20 protein-coding genes are annotated in these 20,584 nt (G+C 53.7%); 15 read left to right on the forward strand and 5 right to left on the reverse strand.

Annotated features, from left to right (window positions below; genetic code table 11):
- Positions 1-240 precede the first annotated feature (240 nt).
- The 11 genes from BLP78_RS11375 to fliR all read left to right on the forward strand — a co-directional run bounded on the left by BLP78_RS11375 (position 241) and on the right by fliR (position 9,471).
- Complete coding sequence (locus tag BLP78_RS11375; RefSeq protein WP_090459354.1) at positions 241-927, forward strand: flagellar assembly protein FliH; 687 nt, start codon at positions 241-243, stop codon at positions 925-927.
- Between the two features lie 105 nt (positions 928-1,032).
- The gene (gene fliI / locus BLP78_RS11380) at positions 1,033-2,460 is read left to right on the forward strand and encodes a flagellar protein export ATPase FliI (RefSeq protein WP_090459318.1); all 1,428 of its coding nucleotides are present in this window, start codon (positions 1,033-1,035) and stop codon (positions 2,458-2,460) included.
- A gap of 76 nt (positions 2,461-2,536) precedes the next feature.
- The gene (gene fliJ, locus BLP78_RS11385) at positions 2,537-2,986 is read left to right on the forward strand and encodes a flagellar export protein FliJ (RefSeq protein WP_090459320.1); all 450 of its coding nucleotides are present in this window, start codon (positions 2,537-2,539) and stop codon (positions 2,984-2,986) included.
- Positions 2,987-3,034: 48 nt separating this feature from the next.
- Entirely contained in the window at positions 3,035-4,480 is a 1,446-nt protein-coding gene (locus BLP78_RS11390; RefSeq protein WP_090459321.1) for a flagellar hook-length control protein FliK, read from the forward strand.
- A gap of 307 nt (positions 4,481-4,787) precedes the next feature.
- Complete coding sequence (gene fliL, locus BLP78_RS11395) at positions 4,788-5,291, forward strand: flagellar basal body-associated protein FliL (RefSeq protein ID WP_090459323.1); 504 nt, start codon at positions 4,788-4,790, stop codon at positions 5,289-5,291.
- Positions 5,292-5,298: 7 nt separating this feature from the next.
- Positions 5,299-6,276 (forward strand): flagellar motor switch protein FliM, encoded by a 978-nt coding sequence (fliM, locus tag BLP78_RS11400; protein WP_090459324.1) that lies wholly within the window; start codon positions 5,299-5,301, stop codon positions 6,274-6,276.
- Positions 6,273-6,728, forward strand: a complete 456-nt coding sequence (gene fliN / locus BLP78_RS11405; protein ID WP_371128878.1) for a flagellar motor switch protein FliN — start codon at positions 6,273-6,275, stop codon at positions 6,726-6,728. The genes fliM and fliN overlap by 4 nt, the downstream gene beginning before the upstream one ends.
- Before the next feature lie 23 nt (positions 6,729-6,751).
- On the forward strand, positions 6,752-7,339 hold the full coding sequence (fliO, locus tag BLP78_RS11410; RefSeq protein WP_256330242.1) for a flagellar biosynthetic protein FliO: 588 nt from the start codon (positions 6,752-6,754) through the stop codon (positions 7,337-7,339).
- The gene (fliP, locus tag BLP78_RS11415) at positions 7,329-8,105 is read left to right on the forward strand and encodes a flagellar type III secretion system pore protein FliP (RefSeq protein WP_143002947.1); all 777 of its coding nucleotides are present in this window, start codon (positions 7,329-7,331) and stop codon (positions 8,103-8,105) included. The genes fliO and fliP overlap by 11 nt, the downstream gene beginning before the upstream one ends.
- Positions 8,106-8,240: 135 nt before the next feature.
- Entirely contained in the window at positions 8,241-8,510 is a 270-nt protein-coding gene (gene fliQ, locus BLP78_RS11420) for a flagellar biosynthesis protein FliQ (protein WP_025039698.1), read from the forward strand.
- Between the two features lie 148 nt (positions 8,511-8,658).
- Positions 8,659-9,471: a flagellar biosynthetic protein FliR gene (gene fliR, locus BLP78_RS11425; RefSeq protein ID WP_090459327.1), complete on the forward strand. Its 813-nt coding sequence runs from the start codon at positions 8,659-8,661 to the stop codon at positions 9,469-9,471.
- Between the two features lie 272 nt (positions 9,472-9,743).
- On the opposite strand, the gene BLP78_RS11430 is transcribed toward fliR, so the two are convergent.
- Positions 9,744-10,496, reverse strand: coding sequence for a hypothetical protein (locus BLP78_RS11430; protein ID WP_090459329.1), 753 nt, complete (start codon positions 10,494-10,496; stop codon positions 9,744-9,746).
- Positions 10,497-10,988: 492 nt separating this feature from the next.
- Between BLP78_RS11430 and BLP78_RS11435 the strand changes: the two genes are divergently transcribed.
- The 3 genes from BLP78_RS11435 (at position 10,989) to BLP78_RS11445 (ending at position 14,239) form a co-directional block, all read left to right on the forward strand.
- Complete coding sequence (locus BLP78_RS11435; protein WP_090459330.1) at positions 10,989-12,077, forward strand: hypothetical protein; 1,089 nt, start codon at positions 10,989-10,991, stop codon at positions 12,075-12,077.
- Positions 12,078-12,228: 151 nt separating this feature from the next.
- Positions 12,229-12,879, forward strand: coding sequence for a hypothetical protein (locus BLP78_RS11440; RefSeq protein WP_143002948.1), 651 nt, complete (start codon positions 12,229-12,231; stop codon positions 12,877-12,879).
- Positions 12,866-14,239 carry an alkaline phosphatase family protein gene (locus BLP78_RS11445; RefSeq protein ID WP_090459335.1) on the forward strand — a complete coding sequence of 458 codons (1,374 nt, stop codon included), beginning with the start codon at positions 12,866-12,868 and terminating at the stop codon, positions 14,237-14,239. Before BLP78_RS11440 ends, BLP78_RS11445 begins: the two co-directional genes overlap by 14 nt.
- Positions 14,240-14,292: 53 nt before the next feature.
- Here the strand turns inward: BLP78_RS11445 and BLP78_RS11450 are convergent, their stop codons facing one another.
- Positions 14,293-15,486 (reverse strand): pyridoxal phosphate-dependent aminotransferase, encoded by a 1,194-nt coding sequence (locus BLP78_RS11450; RefSeq protein WP_090459336.1) that lies wholly within the window; start codon positions 15,484-15,486, stop codon positions 14,293-14,295.
- Between the two features lie 98 nt (positions 15,487-15,584).
- Between BLP78_RS11450 and uvrB the strand changes: the two genes are divergently transcribed.
- Positions 15,585-17,669, forward strand: a complete 2,085-nt coding sequence (gene uvrB, locus BLP78_RS11455; protein WP_090459338.1) for an excinuclease ABC subunit UvrB — start codon at positions 15,585-15,587, stop codon at positions 17,667-17,669.
- 49 nt (positions 17,670-17,718) lie between these two features.
- On the opposite strand, the gene BLP78_RS11460 is transcribed toward uvrB, so the two are convergent.
- The 3 genes from BLP78_RS11460 to BLP78_RS11470 all read right to left on the reverse strand — a co-directional run bounded on the left by BLP78_RS11460 (position 17,719) and on the right by BLP78_RS11470 (position 19,868).
- Positions 17,719-18,063 carry an NrfJ-related protein gene (locus tag BLP78_RS11460; protein WP_176752854.1) on the reverse strand — a complete coding sequence of 115 codons (345 nt, stop codon included), beginning with the start codon at positions 18,061-18,063 and terminating at the stop codon, positions 17,719-17,721.
- Positions 18,064-18,198: 135 nt separating this feature from the next.
- Entirely contained in the window at positions 18,199-18,693 is a 495-nt protein-coding gene (locus BLP78_RS11465; protein WP_090459339.1) for a hypothetical protein, read from the reverse strand.
- 689 nt (positions 18,694-19,382) lie between these two features.
- Positions 19,383-19,868 carry a hypothetical protein gene (locus BLP78_RS11470; protein ID WP_090459341.1) on the reverse strand — a complete coding sequence of 162 codons (486 nt, stop codon included), beginning with the start codon at positions 19,866-19,868 and terminating at the stop codon, positions 19,383-19,385.
- Positions 19,869-20,584 lie beyond the last annotated feature (716 nt).

The following is a 20,584-nucleotide window of genomic DNA, read 5'->3' on the forward strand; positions in this document are numbered from 1 at the left end:
AGTCTGTGGGCTTGAAGAATTCAACCGATTCCCTTCAACCTAAATCCGGCAGGCTGCCACGTAAACGGGATCTCAAAATCCGATCTTGCAATACCCGCATTACTGAAACTTTTTAGCTGTCAAATAGGCAAATGAGCGAGCGCCGATGTATTTCCAATTTATCCCGCAGCGATGCCTGGGCGCCGCTTTCGCTCACGCGCTCAGCCGGATGGATAAGGTAAAAAAGGATGAATGAGAACCATGGCCAGCCGGATTATTCATAAGGAACGTCTCGCTGCCTATCAGCGTTGGGAAATGGATACTTTCGAGCCTGCCGGGGGATCGACGCCCGAGCCTGGCGAAGGAAAGCACGAGAGTGCGAATAACGCCGGCACGGCAGTGATCCTGCCTACGGTCGAGCAGATCGAACAGATTCATCAGCAAGCACGGCAGGAAGGCTACGCCGCCGGATATGAAGCTGGCTTCAACACAGGCCAAGAGGCCGGCTATCAGGCCGCCAGTGCGCTGGGCGCGGCGGAGGTCGGCAAATTGCAGACGCTGCTGCATGATTTCCAGCGAGAATTGACAAATGCCGATCAGGCTATCTCTGACAACTTGCTCACTCTGGCCCTATGCCTCGCCAGGCAAATGTTGCGTGAAGCCTTGAAGGTGAAACCGGAACTCATGCTTGGGGTGGTGCGCGATTGCCTGCAAAATGACGCCGCGTTCGGTCAACCGGTACAACTATTCCTGCATCCGGATGATGCCGCCCTGGTGCGCGAACATCTACACCACGAACTCAACGATTGCACGGTCTGCGTTGATTCCAGCCTGGACCGTGGCAGTTGCCGCATCAAGACGGGCAGTGGCCAGATCGACGCCACCCTGGCAACGCGCTGGCAGCGCATGGTTCAAACGCTGGGGCAAAACAGCAACTGGCTGGAGTAATACGTTTACCGCTCACTTTCACCGGCGTCATGACTTGCTGTAACCGATGAACGCTTGACCTTCACTTTTTGATAAGTTCGCTACCGGCGGATTCAGGACAAATTTATGCAAGCTTCCTCTCACACAGACCAGTGGCGCCAGTTTCTCAAGAGCTGCGGCGATATGGCTGGCAACGCTCAACCCTTCCAGGTTTCCGGCAATCTTACTCGCGTTACGGGACTGGTAATGGAAGCAGTAGGGCTCAAGCTCGCGGTGGGAAGCGGCTGCACCGTGCTGACGCCCAATGGCAACAGGGTAGAAGCGGAGGTAGTGGGTTTTCAAGGCGACCGGCTTTATCTGATGCCCAACACCGACGTATTTGGCCTGACACCTGGCGCGAAGGTCATCCCCTGGAGCAACACCGGCGCGTTGCCGATACTGGATGACGCTCGCCAGCCACGACGCCGTGCCTCTGACCGGCTCAAGCGTTTTCCGGTGGGGAACGGGCTGCTGGGACGCGTACTGGACGGTGCCGGACGCCCTTTGGATGGTCTGGGACCGCTGCAGGCGGAGCATGGCGCACCACTCGTCAATCAGCCGCTCAATCCGCTCGATCGAGACCCGATAAATCAGACGCTGGATGTCGGCGTACGCGCCATCAATGCGCTGCTTACCGTTGGACGAGGCCAACGCATGGGCCTGTTTGCCGGCTCCGGCGTGGGAAAGAGCGTCCTGCTCGGCATGATGGCGCGCTACACCAGCGCCGATGTGATTGTGGTGGGGCTGATCGGTGAGCGAGGCCGCGAGGTCAAGGAATTCATCGAACAAATCCTGGGTCCGGAAGGGCTGGCCCGTTCGGTGGTGGTGGCCGCCCCGGCCGATACCTGGCCGTTGATGCGATTACAGGGTGCGTCCTATGCCACGTCCATCGCCGAATATTTTCGCGATCAGGGCAAGAATGTCCTGCTGATCATGGATTCGCTTACGCGCTATGCCATGGCGCAGCGAGAGATAGCGCTGGCAATTGGAGAGCCGCCCGCAACGAAAGGTTATCCGCCTTCCGTGTTCGCCCGATTGCCGCAACTGGTGGAACGGGCCGGCAATGGCATCAAGGGAGGCGGTTCGATTACCGCGTTCTACACCGTGTTGACCGAGGGAGACGACCAGCAGGATCCTATCGCGGATGCGGCCCGTGCAATCCTCGACGGTCATATCGTGCTGTCGCGCCACCTTGCGGAAGCGGGCCATTATCCCGCCATCGATATAGAAGCTTCGATCAGCCGGGCCATGACCGGATTGATTTCACCGCAATATTTCGAGCAGGTACGTGGCTTCAAGCAGCTCTATTCGCGTTATCAACGTTCACGCGACCTGATCAGTGTAGGGGCCTACTCGTCCGGGAGCGATCCGCTGCTGGACCGCGCGATCACGCTATATCCCCAACTGGAAGCGTTCCTTCAGCAAGGTATGTTCGAGCGTGCGGATTATGCGGACAGCGCCGCTAAACTGGGCGTGCTGCTCGGCGAACAGCCCCGGGCGGTTGACCAAACCTGACTTGGCCCGGCTTAGCCTGACCTGATCGAATTAGCCCGAACTTGACCCTTATCAACCCTGACCGGAAAAGAAGAGAATGGCAAAATCACCCGCTTTGGATACATTGATCGAACTGGCGCAGACACGTACGGACGATGCGGCAAAACGCCTGGGGATGCTGTGCACACAAGGTGTACAGGTAGAAGCCAAGCTCCAGTTGCTGCTGCAATATCGGGATGATTACTGTGACCGCTTTCACGTGTCGATGCGGCAGGGGCTGACAGCATCCGACTGGCGCAACTACCAGGAGTTCATCGACAAGCTCGATGCCGCAATCACCCAGCAGCGCGAGGTCCTGGCTTCGGCACAGCAGCGCGTCGCGGCGGGCAAGATCGCCTGGCAGTCGGCCAAGCGCACTTTCAATTCTTATGACACGCTCGCGCAACGCCAGGCCCGCGCGGAATTGCTGCGTACCACGAAGCGCGAACAGCGTGAAACCGACGAGCATACGGGCAATGTCGCCGCACGCCAGAATCCATCGCGCTGATCACTTCCCTCTTAACCATCACCATCGAAAAATATCGGAACCAACATTATGCTGACCTTGCCCGCACTCAACAGTATGTCTTCATCCCCCGTGTCTGCGCTCAGGAATTCCGCTCCCGCTACTGATGCGCAGGAGGCCGGGCAAGCAGCCGCTACTGCTGGTTTTGGCGAAATGCTTGCGCATGAAATGAGCGGAAAGGACCGCTCCGACGTTGGGCTACCCGATGAGAAAACAGCCTCAGGCAAAGATCCCGATGGCAGGGTCATCAGCGCCGGGGAGATGGAAGCACGAAATGCGGAAATAATGAAGGATATAAAGGAAGGGGAAAGTAATCTGGTTGTGGTTGCTGCGGCACTTCAGCCCATGGATATGACGGAAATATTGCCCGGTATGGTGGCCACCCGTACGCCGGGTTCCCGAACCGATGCCGGAATCGATGCCCGAGCCGATGTCCAGGCCAATGCCCAGCACCAACACCAGCACAACGACCCCGCCGATACCTTGTCCAGCATGTCTCCGCCCGAACTCGCCACTGCCGCGGCGCAGCATGCAGGGTTGGTGGTTTCGCAATTCAACCCGGTTACTGCACGGTCGGTCGGAATTCCGGACAGCACCAGCACCGGCATCGGCACGAGGGCGACCCCGGCCACCGCCGGTGCGGGCACGCCCCGGAACGCAAGATTACCATCTGACGCACTCGCTACCGTCGCGTCTGGCGTAATGGCCAGGATAGCAACCAGAGCGGAGCAGGGCGGCGTAAGCGATCCGGTCATTCCAGATAAGACTTTCGCTACTGGCGACGACGCCCCGATCAAGCCGTCCCAGGATGGGAGACAGGGCACTTTGCCCCCATTGGAGTTCGGCGCGCCGAAATTCAGCTTGGCGGATGAAACCCGGCAACCCGAAAAATCCATGCTTGAAGTTGCGCAGCACAATTTGTCCGCCGCACAGATAGAGGCGGGGGCGGCGGCAGCCGTACCTGAGCGCGGTCCCATATCGGCAGCCATATCCGCAGCTTCGGCGGCTGCGGCTGCGGCAGGCACGCCTGTTCACGCTGCGCTTGGGCTGGAACCCCGCCTCGGTGCTGCCGGCTGGGATAATGCACTGGGTCAGAAGGTGCTCTGGATGGTCTCCAACCAGAAACAGATTGCGGAGCTGAGCCTCAACCCGCCCGATCTGGGCCCCTTGCAAGTCGTCTTATCCATCTCCGATGACCAGGTCAGCGCAATGTTCATTTCGCAACAGGCTGATGTGCGGCAAGCGCTGGAAGCTGCACTTCCGCGACTCAAGGAAATGATGGCGGACAGCGGGATCAATCTAGGCAACACGACTGTGAGTGCCGATTCTACCCGGCAACAGGCAGAGTCCGAACAGCAAAACCATTCGGGCGCACGATACAGTAAGGGCAACGGTCAAATGACCATGCCTGGGATGGATGCGGGTGCAAACACTATTCATTCCGGGGGAAACAGTCTGGTGGATACGTTCGCTTAGCCTGCAAAAGTGTAAAAGCCGCAACCAGGAATTGAAATTACTTTTTGGCTGCCAGCCCACGCTCGCTGGAAACCAAATGCCAAAAGGTGTGGGAATTTTCGTGCCAAATTTTTGTTGCCACTTTAACCCGAATCCGGTAGTTGAACCGCCGGATTCAGGTTCAATACTGAGCCGATTTAGTCTCATACATCAAATTCCGAGATGGCCGGTTTTTCTCCTTCTGTTCGCCGTGCTGCCGCAACACTACTACTGTGATAATGGTATTTATACTTTGTAACGGTATTCATACTTAGGAACAGGACGAGTCATGGCAACCAGGCTGAACAAACAGGAAAGGGAATATCGCGAGTCCGCTGTCGTCGATCCGAAGCAAAAACCCAAAGGCAGCAAATTGATTCTGGTAGTTGTTTCGGCCGTACTGCTGCTCGGCGCCGGTGCCGGTGGTGCAGCATGGTATTTCAGCCAGATCCAGGACGGGGCAACGCCCATGAAGAAGCCACCCGTATTCGTCAGCCTGGATACATTTACCGTCAATCTGCAGCCCGAGCACAGCGAACAGCATCTTCAGACCAATCTGGCCTTGAAGGTTGAAAATGTCGAAGCGGTAGACTTGATCAAGCTGCATATGCCGGAGGTGCGCAACCGGATTTTGCTGCTCCTTTCCAGCAAGGCTGCTTCGCAGATTATTGCCACAGACGGCAAAAAGGCGCTTGCCGCCGAATTGCTCGCCGAGATCAATCAACCGTTCAGTGAAGACAACTCGGGGGAAGTCGTCGAAAGCGTACTTTTTACTTCTTTCGTGATCCAGTGAATGCCTCATGAGTAACGACTTTCTCTCGCAGGAAGAAGTGGACGCGCTGCTCAAAGGGATCAGAGGCGGTGCGGACGAAACTCAGCAGGAGGCTCGACCTTCAGGTTTCCGTCCATATAACCTGGCGACTCAAGAGCGTATCGTGCGTGGGCGCATGCCTACGCTTGAAATTATCAACGAGCGTTTTGCCCGGCTTTTACGGCTTGGCCTGTTCAATTTCATGCGCCGGAGCGCAAATGTCACTGCAGGCCCGGTCCGGGTCATCAAATTCAGCGAATTCGTGCGCAACCTGGTGGTGCCGAGCAATCTGAACCTCGTGCACGTCAAGCCGCTACGTGGTACATCGCTATTCGTGTTCGATCCCACCCTGGTGTTTCTGGTGGTTGATAACCTGTTCGGCGGCGATGGCCGCCTTCTTCCCGCGGTGGAAGGGCGCGACTTCACTCAAACCGAGCAGCGCATCATCCAGCGCCTGCTCAATCTGGTATTCGACAGCTACGGAAAATCCTGGCATCCCGTATATCCAATCGAGTTTGAATATGTACGTGCCGAAACGAACACACAGTTCGCCAACGTGGCGACACCCAATGAAGTGGTTGTCGCCACTACGTTCGAGGTCAACTTCGGCACCATCGCAGGAGAGATGCATATTTGCATCCCATACTCCATTCTTGAGCCAATACGTGACCTGCTTTCCAGCAGCATGCAGGGTGAGGCGCTGGAGGTCGACAAGCGATGGGTTGGCCGCCTGTCAAAACAGGTGCAGTCGGCTGAGGTAACAATGCTGGTGGACCTGGCGCATGTGCACGTTACCCTCGATCAAATACTCAACATGCAGGTAGGCGATGTAATTCCGCTGGATATCCCGGAATTTGTCACCGCCAGCGTCGATAGCGTACCGGTAATGGAATGCCGTTATGGCGTTTCAAACGGCAGGTACGCGCTGCGCATGGAAAAAATGCTTGGCTCCGCGAGCAACGAATGAGCGCCGATGAACGCCGCGATCTGTCCAGGCGACCCTTTACGAAACAATCCAAGGAGATGAACGTGCACGCAAACCAAGCCAATTCCGAATCACGAATGACTGAGCAGGAAACTGCTGCAGCCGCTGTGGCCGAAGGCGCTCCAGCTCCAATTTTCGAGCAGTTTACCCCCGGTCAGAAGATGCAGATTCACAATGACATCGACATGATCATGGATATACCCGTTCAACTCACCGTGCAATTGGGGCGTACCAAAATCGCCATCAAGAATCTGCTCCAACTGGCACAAGGTTCGGTCGTGGAGCTGGACGGCCTGGCAGGCGAGCCGATGGACGTGCTGGTCAATGGTTATTTGATCGCCCAAGGCGAGGTTGTAGTGGTCAACGAGAAATTTGGTATTCGCTTGACCGATATCATCACGCCGAGCGAGCGTATCCGTAAATTAAACCGCTAAGTTCAAAGGCCACGAATTCAGGTATGGACGAGATGAAAATCGGCGGCATCCGCAACGGCATGTTTGCGCATTTCCATGGCAAGTGCGCATGTTTTATAAACTCACCCTATCGCGTTGACCTCGCGCGCCACCCCAAAGGCTTTTCGGCTGGACCGATACCTTTTCTGGCTCCGTTGTCATTGATATTGTGGACATTGCCAGTGACTACCATGGCACAAACAGTAGCAACAGATGCAACGGGTAGTGCCGCTTACGGCGGAAGCATGCTCCAGGTCATACTCGGCCTGGGATTGGTACTTGCCGTAATGGCGGGTTCCGCATGGCTGCTGAGGCGTTTTGGCGGCCTCCAGCGTAGGTCCGGTGGCGGTATCAAGGTAATCGGCGGCTCGGCTGTCGGTCAGCGCGAGCGGGTGGTGCTGGTAGAAGTCGCCGATACCTGGCTGGTGATAGGCGTCGCACCGGGGCATGTCACCGCATTGCACAGCATGCCCAAGGGCGAGATTACCACCGGCATTGCCGATCCCGTCGGCGGCGCCAGCACGAATCACCATTTTTCCGCCTGGTTCCGGCAGGTGACGGCGAAACGTGATGGTGAGCAGCATGGCAATTAACAACTTTTCGTCCGCGACACGCGTCGTACCGGGGATCGCGCTCGGAACAGTGCTATTGGCCGCGCCCTTGCTTGCGCTGGCGCAGAATCCCGGTTTGCCCGCATTCACCAGCACGCCGGCTCTCGGTGGCGGGCAAAACTATTCACTAAGCCTGCAAACCCTGCTGCTGCTGACATCGCTCACCTTTCTGCCAGCGGCGTTGCTGATGATGACCGGCTTTACCCGTATCATCATCGTGCTTTCGCTGCTGCGCCAAGCACTCGGCACGCAGTCTTCGCCCCCAAACCAGGTACTCGTCGGGCTTGCGCTGTTTCTTACTTTTTTCGTCATGGGGCCGGTTTTCGACAAAATCTACGAGAATGCCTACGAACCTTATACCAGCAATAAGATAACGATGTCGGAGGCCCTGGACAGGGGCGCCGCGCCGCTCAAGGCGTTCATGATGAAGCAGACGCGGGAAGCGGATCTGGCACTGTTCGTCAAGCTCTCCGGCGGCCCGCAACTGAACGGCCCGGAAGATGTGCCATTGCGCGTACTCGTCCCGGCCTTTGTCACAAGCGAGCTGAAAACCGCCTTCCAGATCGGCTTTGCGGTGTTTATTCCCTTTCTCATTATCGATATGGTTGTGGCGTCGGTGCTCATGTCCATGGGCATGATGATGGTATCGCCCGCCCTTGTGGCATTGCCGTTCAAGATCATGCTGTTCGTGCTGGTCGACGGCTGGCACATGCTGATCGGCTCGCTTGCGGAGAGCTTCTACCAATGACGGCGGAGTATGGCTTTACGGTTGGCAGGTAACCGGTTTTGAAATCTTCTCCGATCAGGGAGAAATGATCGAGCAAAAATATTTGTGGTGGCAAGTAGACCAGTTCTTGCCATATCGACCCTTAAGGATGAAACGATGACCCCCGAAAGCGTAATGACCCTGGGCCAGAAGGCCATGGAGGTGACACTGATGATTTCTGCGCCGCTATTGCTGGTTGCGCTGGCGACCGGCCTGCTGGTAAGCATCTTCCAGGCCGCCACGCAGATCAACGAGATGACCTTATCCTTCATTCCCAAGCTGGTGGCCCTATTTACGGCCCTGGTGCTGGCTGGGCCGTGGATGCTCTCGGTGATGCTTGACTACATGCGGCAGGTATTTGAGGGAATTCCAGCATTGGTGAGCTAGCAATTCATGCTGGCTTGCAGCTTGCCAGGCGACAATAAGCGAAAGCCAAAAGGATTTCGTACCCCGTGAGCTTTATCTTTTTGTGGGACGGACTTAACAGCGCACTTCACCTCGTCCAACTGCCGAATTCAGGTTAAAGATACCCCTAGTGATCACCTTCAGTTCTGCCGATCTTGACGCTTGGATGACCTCGTTCCTATGGCCGCTTGTCCGCATCCTGGCGCTGTTGGCAGCGGCGCCGGTACTGGGCAACACGGCCATACCCATGCGGGTGAAGATCGGACTGGGCGTTCTCATTACGCTGATCCTGGCGCCTGCCATAGGACCGCTTCCGGGCCTGGAGCCGGCCTCGCCCGCGGGACTGCTGGTGCTGAGCCAGCAGGTCGTAATCGGACTGGCGATGGGTTTTGCCATGCGTATCGTGTTCAGTGCCGTGGAATTGGCGGGAGAGATTGCGGGTTTGCAGATGGGCCTGGGTTTCGCCACCTTCTTCACACCGCAAAGCGATGGCAGTACGCTGGTAGTGGGCAAATTTCTCGGGCTGCTGGCGACGCTCGTGTTCCTGTCGTTAAATGGTCATCTGCTGATGCTGTCTGTGCTGGCTGAAAGTTTCAGCGCATTTCCCATCTCGGCCGAACCCTTTTCAGCCGGCGGATGGAGAAGGCTCGCGGAGTGGGGAGGCACGATTTTCCTGGCAGGCTTGCAACTTGCGCTGCCGGTCGTTGCAGCATTGCTGATCGTCAATCTGGCGCTCGGCATTCTGACGCGCGCCTCACCCCAGCTCAACGTTTTTGCTGTCGGTTTCCCGATCACGCTAATGGTGGGAATGGTGGTATTGATGCTGTCGCTGCCTTACTTTATTCCAGTGATCGAACATTTGATCACGGACGGACTGGAAATCATGCTGCAGATAGCGCATGACGCTCGCCCTCCGTCACCGGGAGGACCACCCCCATCCTGATCGCTATTCCCAAGTTTGCAACGCTACGCGCAGTGCTCAAAATCGGTTCGGAGCGCTCTACAGTTAATATACCGCATCGCCGGCAAGATACGGTTACTAACCCGGATGTTTCATAAATTGACGCGCGCCCTTGCTGATCTTTTGTTTCGTATGAAAATTTCGTTCAGTCGGGCGTATGAATAACTACGCCACTCCTTCACAAAATTTCCCTACAAAACAAAATCCTGCGCAATCATCACGCAAATTTATGAAACATCCGGGCTAAAGCCATTTCACGAATTCGATATCTTGCGGCGGCGCATGACTATGAAGCTGAGGAGACCGATAGCCAGCAAGCTCAATGAGCCGGATGCGGGTAGCGCATTGATCGCGAGTAGCTGTCCATTCTGATCCTGATAAAAATAATCACCGAGCGTAATCGAACCTGGAAACAAACTGTCATCGGAACTGGTATAAATCATTGCCAAATCGTCCGGGTCATCGCTGGCACGTTGATAAAAAAATAAAGGCTGGGATTTATTCTCATCTTTATTGAAATCGGCTACCTGCCCCGTGAGCTGTATTAATCCTATACCGTTCGCGATATTCTGAATCCCTCGCAATGTTCCGCCACCCGTTGCTCCAGAGAAGTTTCCCGTACCCCCCGTTATCTTGAAGGTAGAGTCAGTTAACGAAAAAATGGATGGATAAGCCGTCGGAGTGAAGGAACCGCTATAGTTGGCAAACAGTTCATCTCCACCCCATACCGTAAAGACCATCTCCCCGATGAAAGAGAAAGAAGTTGCAGCAGGCGTGATGCAATCGCTCCCCGCAAAGGAAACCGCTCCCACGAGCGAACTGATCCCGGCACCCGTAGTCGTGCCGCCGAAACCCGAAGCGCAATTGGGTCTATAACCCGTTTGCTCATGTGTGATTGCACTAATCGACAACAGCGCACTCTCAGCAGCCAGCGGCGCAACAACGGATGTGATGGCCAAAGCGGATACCACGAGGTACTTGATTAAATTTGAACTGACTGTCTTCAAGTTAACTCCTTCAAGTGAGTAAGTAAGCACAACGCGCCAGTATTTCAGTAGCCAACGGTGGTGTAAGTTTGTCCCAGCGCAAATTTATAATGCCTGACCTTCCGCGTCAATCAAAATTACCAAACATATTCAATGCGATGTAGCCCGTACTTCATGCGGATTTCCAATTTGTCGGCTTGGCGGGACTCTATTGGGCGCCAGCACAGGTTTACATGCATGAGCCCGAGCTGGGGCTACTCAATCTCCAATTAATGCCAACAAGCTCTGAAACATTCAATCCTTATACACCCGCGTCTCCCATGGACAATATATTCATATGGTTCATATAATCCATATAGACAGTACCTTAACCGGTGGGGCAGCACTGATTCCGACTTGAAGGGAATTGAACTTTTCGCAATTGCTGCTAAAGTGAATTTATAGGGCGAGGAAAACTGGAGGCTGAAATCTCCGCCATTTCGATCTTGTCCGGTTACTGCCAGGAGCTACGAAATGCCCATACTCGACCACAACACCTTCGTTAATCGCTTGAGGGGGAAATTCATCAATACCGCCGAGCTTCAAAGTGCTCACCCGGATTTGAATGTGAGGCGTATATCCAGCAACGGGATTATCGAGGGCACGACCCAAAATCTTGAGAAGTTGTGGGAGGTCATCGATAATTATGACCATGACGGCAACGTTAATACAATCTCTGACCCGCCGGCCTTGGCCATTGCTCAATGGTTGTTCTCAAAAACGGGGAGTCTCGCGCCGGAAAGAGACGAGGCGTTGAGCTGGAAGAAGGTTGCGGAACTGGGTGACAAGAGTATCACCGACAATAGCAATGCGCATAAGGCCGCTATCGACAACACCGGTATCGGTCTCTACTACGGCGACCACTCACCTTTCCACGATGCTATCCTGAGAGGCGACCGGCCAGCCCTGCGAACGGAAATAGATGCCATGAGCATGGGAAATTGGCGAATGGGATCGATCGAACCTGGGTCGGTCATCATAGAAAATACGTCCGGGCAAGCTGCGCGGCTTAAGGAAAGTTCGTGTATCGGCTGGGTAATGGAAAACGTGAAGGCAGCCTACGAGGGGGGCGGTTATGGTGGGCGTTTCGCCGAGATCAACAGCAGAGTAAAGGATGCCGATCTGCGCGGTACCGTGCTCTGCGAGGAATTACAGAAAGACGGCTGGACCGTCATTTTTTATTGCCCCAGAACCGCCGAAGATCTTGCGAACTCAAACGAGCGAGAGAAATTGGGCGCGCTTAATATGGCGAAAGCGGGCACGCGCGTATGGAAATCACCGATTCCAGGATCGAATGGCGTACGCTGCGATGCAGTCATTACGGGCTACCGCGGCGTCACGCCGGATCGCAATACCCTGATGTTGCTGGAAAAACTGGAGAATGTGCCTTTCTTCGTTGGTGTCGCGAATGGCGGCATACATACGTTCGTAGGGCACATGGGAAGCGTGTGCGATTTTCATTGGACTGCGCAGCCTGATGACAAAGATGCGATGACCGAAAACCCCATCCGGCAATGGAAATGGGATACGGGCCTCTACCTGGTGCCGCCGGGATATTGGTAAAGCCGGCCAGAATGGATGCGGGCACCGGGCGATGTTCCGATCATTGTTACCCGCTGAAGCTTTGATGGTTCCGCTCGTTTGAAAGAGTTGAGAAAGCATGACGCGCATCGTGGGCGGTTCGCGAACTGTGCTCGTCCCGGGGAGATTGGAAATGCATGACAGATTTTTAGTATTGACCACGTTGCTTATGGCGCCGCTGGTCGCAGGTTGTGCCCAGATCAAATCTTTCTCCGTAACCCCGAGCATTGTATGTCCCGGAGAAACCGTCGAGATCGATTGGGAGGCTTCAGACAAAATCACCCTGGATGCGGCACCTCCATTGGAGGGGACAGGGGAAGGGCCCACAGAAGGCTCGCGATCTTTCGCCCCCACGGAGAATACCCGGTTTACGATCAAGGTTCCAGGCCTGCTCAAGAGCGCTCAGCGCGAGTGGGATGTCCAGGTGATACCCAGCCAGAGTGCCGGGCTGCTGGGGGGCATTGCCCAGTGTGGCGGCAGCCCCCAGTCCGTATCGACATCGTTCACACTGCAGCAAAAAGACACCTCTTCACGGGTCCGAGCCGTGTCGATTGTAAATAACTACAATCGGCCACTGGGTGTCAGCAAGGAAGATATCGAGGTGGAGATACCACCGAATGGTACGACAGGTCACTTCAAAAATGTGTCTGTTATAGGTACCTGGACGGTTCGTACCCCATTAGCTCCCGGTGAAAGTTGCGATAATGCGCTCGACGCGGTACGGGGCCGATTAACCATCAGAACGCAGATGAGCTGCGAGGAGAGACCGAATGGCGGCCCTTGACCAGTTTCAGACCATCGTGATCGTGATGATGGAGAACCGATCCTTCGATCACGTTCTTGGGCACCTCAGCATGGCCCGCTTTGGCAATCGAAAAGACGTGGAGGGATTGGTCGATCCCGAGACGAACTTCGACTATACCAATTTCCTGGACGGCCAGGGTTACCAGCCTTTCGAATTGAAGGATGGACCTCTGTTGCATGACCTGCCCCACAGCAGGGCTCGTGTAGCAACTCAACTGGCAAAGGCCGGTTCGCGTTTCACAATGAGCGGTTTTGCCGATGCTTATTTCCAGGCGACAGGCAGCAAAGTCAAGGACCCACCATCGTTGGGATTTTTATCGCCTGGCGATACGCCGATATCGAATTTTCTTGCGACGCAGTATGCCGTGTGCGATAACTGGTTTGCTCCGCTTCCGACGGATACTCAGCCGAATCGTTCAGTGGCGTACAGCGGCTACAGCATGATCGACGACACGAAACCGCGCCCCATCCCAACAATGAAGGGAAGTTTTATTTTTGAGTGGCTGAATTCCCGTAATGTCAGTTGGCGCGTCTATCACTGCGGGATTTCATTCTTTACTCTTTTCGATCGTTTCCATGAAGAGGTACTTGGGCCTGATTTCCGCAGCTTCCGGCATTTTCCGGCGGATTTCGAGTCGGAATCAGTCTCAGAGATGCCTGGCGTGATATTCATCGAGCCTGAGTATACTGATTCTCCTACCCATTTCGGCTGGATACCCAACGACAACCACCCACCCACGCCTATCGGACCCGGCGAAAACTTCCTGCGGGATATTTACAGCCTGTTGACCCGGGACAGGGAAAAATGGAACCGCACGCTGTTGATCACTATGCATGATGAGCATGGCGGATTCTTCGACCATGTTCCGCCACTCGCGATCCCTACAGCGGTTCCACCTCGTTCGCTATTCCAAACCGCGTTTGAAAGCACCGGCCCGAGGGTTCCGGCTCTTATCGCGTCACCATGGATCCGACCAGGTACTGTTTTCAAGGGATCGATGGATCACACATCGATCCTGCAATTACTATCCGAGAAGTTCGCCGGCACGCCGGACTATAACGATGAGGTCGCGCGGAGGAGAAAACTGGGCATACAAAGCGTGTCGCAAGTACTCGCCGATTCACTTGCCCAACCAAGGACCGACATCCCGCCACCGCCACGGGAGACGATTTCCAGCACGACAGCGCAGGCACCGCAGCTTGATCCGCAGACCGATAGTCAACAGGCTTTCAGCGCGGCTGCGAAAGATCTCCTGAGGTACGACCGCAAGCGAGCACTGGAAAAATATCCTGAGCTGGTGCACCTCCCTGAAGAACCTCCTCCGGCTTCCCGGAATTGATGAGGCACCTTCACCCTCACTATCACTTCACCCTTACTATCACTCGCGTTTTTTCAGGCGAGCACTTTCGCGATGCGTCCGAGTGCGTTTTCCAGGTTTGCCATGGTAGTGGCGAAGGAAAGACGAATATATCCTTCGCTTCCGAACGCTGAACCCGGCACCACCGCGACGCCGCCGTGTTCCAGAAGATATTCGCTGAAGGCGATATCGCTGCCATCCTTGATATCGCCTTTGGCATGCAATTCACTTATCGCCTTCCGGACATCGGCGAAAGCATAGAATGCGCCCTCGGACAAAAGGCACTCGATGCCGGGGATGGCGTTGAGCGCGTCGGTGACGAACCGGTTACGGTCCCTGAACGCGGCTACCATGGGTTGAATACAGGCTTGATCACCGTTAAGGGCTGTTTCCGCAGCCACTTGCGAAATGGAAGTGGGATTGGACGTACTCTGGGACTGAATATTCTCCATGGCGGTAATGATATGTGCCGCACCCGCGCAGTAGCCAATACGCCAACCCGTCATGGCGTAGGCCTTGGATACGCCATTGAGCACGATGGTGCGCGGATATAGCTCGGGGCATGCGTTGAGTATATTCACGAATTTTCCGCCGGAGAGCAGAATATGTTCGTACATATCGTCGGTGGCCACGAGAATATCAGGATGCCTGAGCAGCACTTCGCCCAGGGCTTTGAGCTCATCCAGTGTATAAACCCCGCCCGAAGGGTTGCTGGGGCTGTTGATGACGAACATCCTGGTTCTGGGCGTGATGGCTTTTTCCAGTTGCGCCGCGGTTATCTTGAAACCCTGCTCGATGCCGGCCTCGACGATCACAGGTTTTCCCTCCGCGATAAGGACGATATCGGGATAGGACACCCAGTAGGGCGCGGGTATGATGACTTCGTCGCCAGGATTGATGGTGGAAAGCACCAGATTGAAAAAACTCTGCTTTCCGCCGCACGAAACCAGGATCTGGCGGGCAGTATAGTCAAAACCGTTGTCGCGCTTGAATTTGGCAACGATCGCATTCTTGAGGCCGGGGGTGCCGCCTACTGCCGTATACTTTGTAAAACCCCTGTTGATGGCGGCGATGGCGGCATCCTTGATATGCTGCGGGGTATCGAAATCCGGCTCGCCGGCACCCAGTCCGATGATGTCCTTGCCCTCTGCCTTGAGCCGTGCAGCCCGGGCGGTGACCGCTAAAGTAGGGGAGGGCTTGATGGCCTGAACGCGCTTCGAGAGTTCCACGATAATGTCCTTACGCTGATGTCGGCTGTGCCCGCATGGTAAAATTAGCTGGATAGCCGAAGAATGATTTCGAAATAACTGAGCCCGCGATTATACCTGTGATCCAGACCTTCCCCAATAGTCCTTACAAACTGCATCAGTTGTTCGAGCCTGCCGGCGATCAGCCTGAAGCGATCGACAAGCTGGTGGAAGGGATCGAGGACGGCCTCGCGTTCCAGACATTGCTGGGTGTAACGGGTTCCGGCAAGACCTTCACCATGGCCCATGTGATCGCTCTGCTGGGGCGTCCTGCGATTATCATGGCGCCCAATAAAACACTCGCAGCTCAGCTTTATGCGGAAATGCGCGAGTTCTTTCCGGAAAACGCCGTTGAGTACTTCGTATCCTATTACGACTATTATCAGCCGGAAGCCTATGTTCCTTCGCGTGATCTGTTTATCGAAAAGGATTCCGCGATCAATGAGCACATCGAGCAAATGCGTTTGTCTGCGACCAAAGCGCTGCTTGAGCGAAACGACACCATAATCATCGCCTCGGTTTCATGCATATATGGTATTGGTGATCCGGTCGATTACCACGGCATGATCCTGCATTTGCGCGAACAGGAAAAAATTACCCAGCGCCAGGCCATACAGCGTTTGATCGAAATGCAGTACGAACGCAACGACTTTGAATTCGCGCGTGGAACCTTCAGGGTGAGGGGAGACGTACTCGACATATTTCCCGCTGAAAGTTCGGAAACCGCAGTGCGCGTATCGCTGTTCGACGATGAAGTAGAAAGCATGACGCTGTTTGATCCGCTCACCGGGCACACGTTGAGAAAAGTGTCACGTTATACGGTTTATCCGTCCAGCCATTATGTAACCCCCCGAAGTACCACGTTACGCGCGATCGAAACGATCAAGGCCGAGTTGCGGGAACGCATAGATTATTTTCACCTGCACAACAAATTGGTGGAGCTGCAGCGTATCGAACAGCGCACTCGTTTCGATCTGGAGATGCTTAACGAATTGGGTTTCTGCAAAGGCATTGAGAACTATTCGCGGCATTTGTCCGGAAAAAAAGAGGGTGAACCCCCACCTACGTTGCTGGACTATCTGCCGCCCGATACGTTGATGGTAATCGACGAGAGCCACGTCACGGTCCCTCAGATAGGGGGCATGTACAAGGGAGACCGTTCACGTAAGGAAAATCTGGTGGAATACGGCTTTCGCCTGCCTTCGGCGCTGGACAACCGCCCGCTACGGTTTGACGAATTCAGGAAAATAATGCCTCAAACGGTATTTGTTTCCGCGACTCCCGCAGAGTTTGAACGGGTGCACAGCGGGCAAGTCGTGGAGCAGGTGGTACGGCCTACCGGCTTGGTGGATCCACAGATTGAGGTTCGTCCCGCTACAACCCAGGTCGATAACCTCATGTCCGAGGTCAGCCTGCGCACGGCCAAAGGCGAACGGGTATTGGTAACGACACTGACCAAACGCATGTCCGAGGATTTGACGGACTATTTTTCCGATCACGGTATCAAAGTACGCTACCTTCACTCGGACATCGATACAGTGGAACGGGTAGAGATCATCCGCGACCTGCGGCTTGGTAAATTCGACGTGCTGGTGGGGATCAACCTGCTACGGGAGGGTCTGGATATACCCGAAGTATCGCTGGTAGCCATACTGGACGCCGACAAGGAAGGATTTCTGCGTTCCGAACGCTCCTTGATACAAACCATCGGCCGTGCCGCACGTCATATTAATGGCACTGCGATTTTATATGCGGACCGGATCACCAATTCCATGCGCCTGGCGATGGGCGAAACCGAGCGTCGCCGCAATAAGCAAACGTTGTTTAACCAGAAACATAACATCACACCGCGAAGCGTACACAAGCGTGTGAAGGATTTGATCGATGGGGTTTATAACATTGAAACCGCCCAGCAGCATCTCAAGGCAGCGCAAGTGCAAGCGCGCTACGATTCGATGAGCGAAGCGCAACTAGCCAGGGAAATCAAGGCATTCGAGAAGCAGATGCACGATGCCGCAAAAAACCTGGAATTCGAAAAAGCGGCAGAATATCGGGATGAGCTAAAAAAGTTAAAAAACAAGCTCTTCGTGGGGTTTGTTGAACCAGAATCTGGGAAAGAGCCGGAAAAAACAATTAAACATCAAAAAATACGGAAGGGCGCATAACATCACTGAAAATCAGTCGCTTACCTTGCAATATTAATGTTGTTTCAAGCTAATTCACTATTGTGGCTGAATTGACGAAAATAACTTGATCGAAGGTTCGGTTGAGCGTTTTGCTATTGAAATTCTTCATAACCAGGCTCTGTTCAAAACGAACACGATCACCTACCTTTACTCTGGTGGTGGGGGCGGCGATCCAGAAACGTTTTTCAGTATTGGCCAACTCCATATAGGTATAACCTGGTGCATCCAGCGTAGAAAGTACTTTGCCCTCATTGCTGGGCATTCCCGCCGCCGCGCTCGCAGTATTGGTACCCGCTGTTTCCGCATGCACATATAACGGGCTCAGCAGCATGAGTCCGATGGAAAAAGCTACCGTTAGATTGGATATTTTCAAAATTGTCTCCAGGATCGATAATATTGGCAGGACGAAATCATACACCTCAAATCCTGAGGTTCCAACCGAAAAAATTGCCTCGCTTGGGTAGGCGTACTGCTTCAGATGCTTATTTTTTGCTGAGAGGAAAGAAAATCAAGGACTTCCAGTCCAGGGATCAACCTTGCGATCAGGCGGAGGACCCGCTTGCCCAGGGGTAGATCGAGGATCAAAGACAAAAAGGGAGGGTGTGGAACCACCATCCAGCGCCGTCGGCGAACCAGGCAGGGTACGAGGCATCACCATGATGCCAGGGGCAAGCGTACTTGAAGATAGCGAGTCTGTTGCAGATGACTGGGCACTGATGGCGTTGACACCCGCCTGATGATATTTACGCGCGCAAATTGCAGTTCCTTCCTCTATGCTGGTTCCTGCTTTCTGCTCCGCCGCTTCACAGCTCAATCTTTGATAGACAGCCATATATTCAGACGCTTCTTTGTACTGACCCGCTTTCATCAGTTCTTTCACGTGAAGCTGTGCATCCTTGAACTTGCTTTGGGGGTCCGGCTTTTCAAATATCGGAGGCGCATCCGCCGCCAATGCGACGGTTGAAATGATCGCGGTAAAAATAGCCAGAACTATAAATTTCATGTTTTCTCCTTTCAATGAATGGAGTTTGAGAATTATAAGACGGCGCCCTAAAAAATTTGTAACACTTATTTACTCGTTCAATCATAAGCCGTTTTCAACAAGTTGAAAAGTGAAAGAATAAAGACAGCCGAACGGTTTCAAGTCGGATCCAAATCGCACGAATCATGTTCCCATATGGTTGTTGGAGCTACCGCAGCAAGATCTCCTGGACTTGTTGGCTTTATGTGTGGCGGTTTTCGGTCAATACCGTTTCAAGCCGTGAGAACGCGCCATTGAAAGACGTGTCGGCATTCATGAATGCGTCGAATCTGGGCATGGCCGACTGGTGGGAACCCACGCCGGAGAACTACTTTCGCACATGTCCAAAGACCGGATTCTTGAGGTGGTGGGAGAGGTGGTTTACCCTCAAATAGCGTAGACGCTAACGAAGATCAAAAAGGGTGAACTGGTCGAGTCGGCGAATGCAAAATTATCTGGCTTGCGCTGGTTGCGGGTAATCTCGACGTGCAGGCGCCGCAGAAATAATCTTAAAACTGTGCCGCTACAGACTCTTATCCGCGTCTGTAACGGCAAGAGGGAAGAGAACATATATGCGAAAACTCAGGATCGCGGAATTGACCTGCGCTCCGAAAAATCGTCTTGGTTTCTATATGCCAATGCTGAAATGATTGACGCAGGGCGTCTTTGGACTAAAAGTCACTATTACCGGTATAACAACTACCTTCCATGGAACACACTTGCGTGGCCGCCCCTGAGATGGATACGTGAATACCCTGCATAGTGGGGCTTGAGATCCACCAGTTATTGGTCAAAATAAAATGTCCCTGGGCGACAATAAAATTTTCAACAACTATCACCTGGTTGGACTGATTCGTGATCTTCATGGTGCCTTGCACGGCAAAGTTCAGTTCATTGGGGTAAGTTCCAGCGCTATCGCATACTACAGTCTGGCCATCACCAGTTGCTGATTTAAACCAGTTTGCAACGGCAGCCGTTTTCTTTCTTCCTGCATTAACCAGAATGTAGGCTTGATCATGGCCATCTTCCTTTGTTATGCCGGATGTAACGCCGTAATATGGTTGTCCCAATGTTATCGAATGGCTTGTTTCTGTAAAACTAAAAGCTTTCATGCCGTTTATATCAAAATATACAAAATTGTTATGAGCGGTAGCCACCTTATTCTCCTTTTTAGTTAATTCCAAGCGTGGAACTTACAGTCCAGTCTGGGTAACCGTCTTTAATGGTTATCCAATCGCCTGGTTCATGGAGGCTACCAATTCAGAACCGAAATCAAATTGAGGAATAGGACAGGAAAACCACCTCACTTACCGGTTAACAGCGTCGTCAGCCAGGCCAACCGATCCGGAGCATGTTTTCGCATATGAGATTCCACTTAAAACACTCAGATCGCTGTTCAACGATTGGGAACAGATCTTGGTCGCAGCTATTCCTGGCTTAAATCGCACTAAATGCTTGTCGATCCAGCCAACTTTTATATTGCAAGTCTGAATATTCAAGATGCAAGTCTGAATATTCAAGAATGAGAACCCTCATGCTGAAGCGTTGCCCAGAAAAAGGCCCGGCAAAGAGTAGTTGGCCTTGCCGGGCCAGAGACGCCTACTACAAGAGGGAGAAAAAAGTAGACGTCTGACGATAGTTTGCTCAATTGGCTTTAATCACTCTGTTCCCAACCGCACATAAGTGAATAATTTATTTACAGACCGCACCCGCTGCGAAGATAATTTAATTTGCGCATAATGTATATTATGTTAAATTGACTAATGCTCTTATGCTTCTGACCTGCTCCCAGTAATTAGCTACACGGTGCAGTAGAATCCGGGGTTGTAAATTGATGGTGGGCTGCAAATTCGGCTGGGGTGATGTTGCCCAA

It is taken from the genome of Nitrosospira sp. Nsp1 (assembly GCF_900100985.1).
GTDB lineage: Bacteria > Pseudomonadota > Gammaproteobacteria > Burkholderiales > Nitrosomonadaceae > Nitrosospira.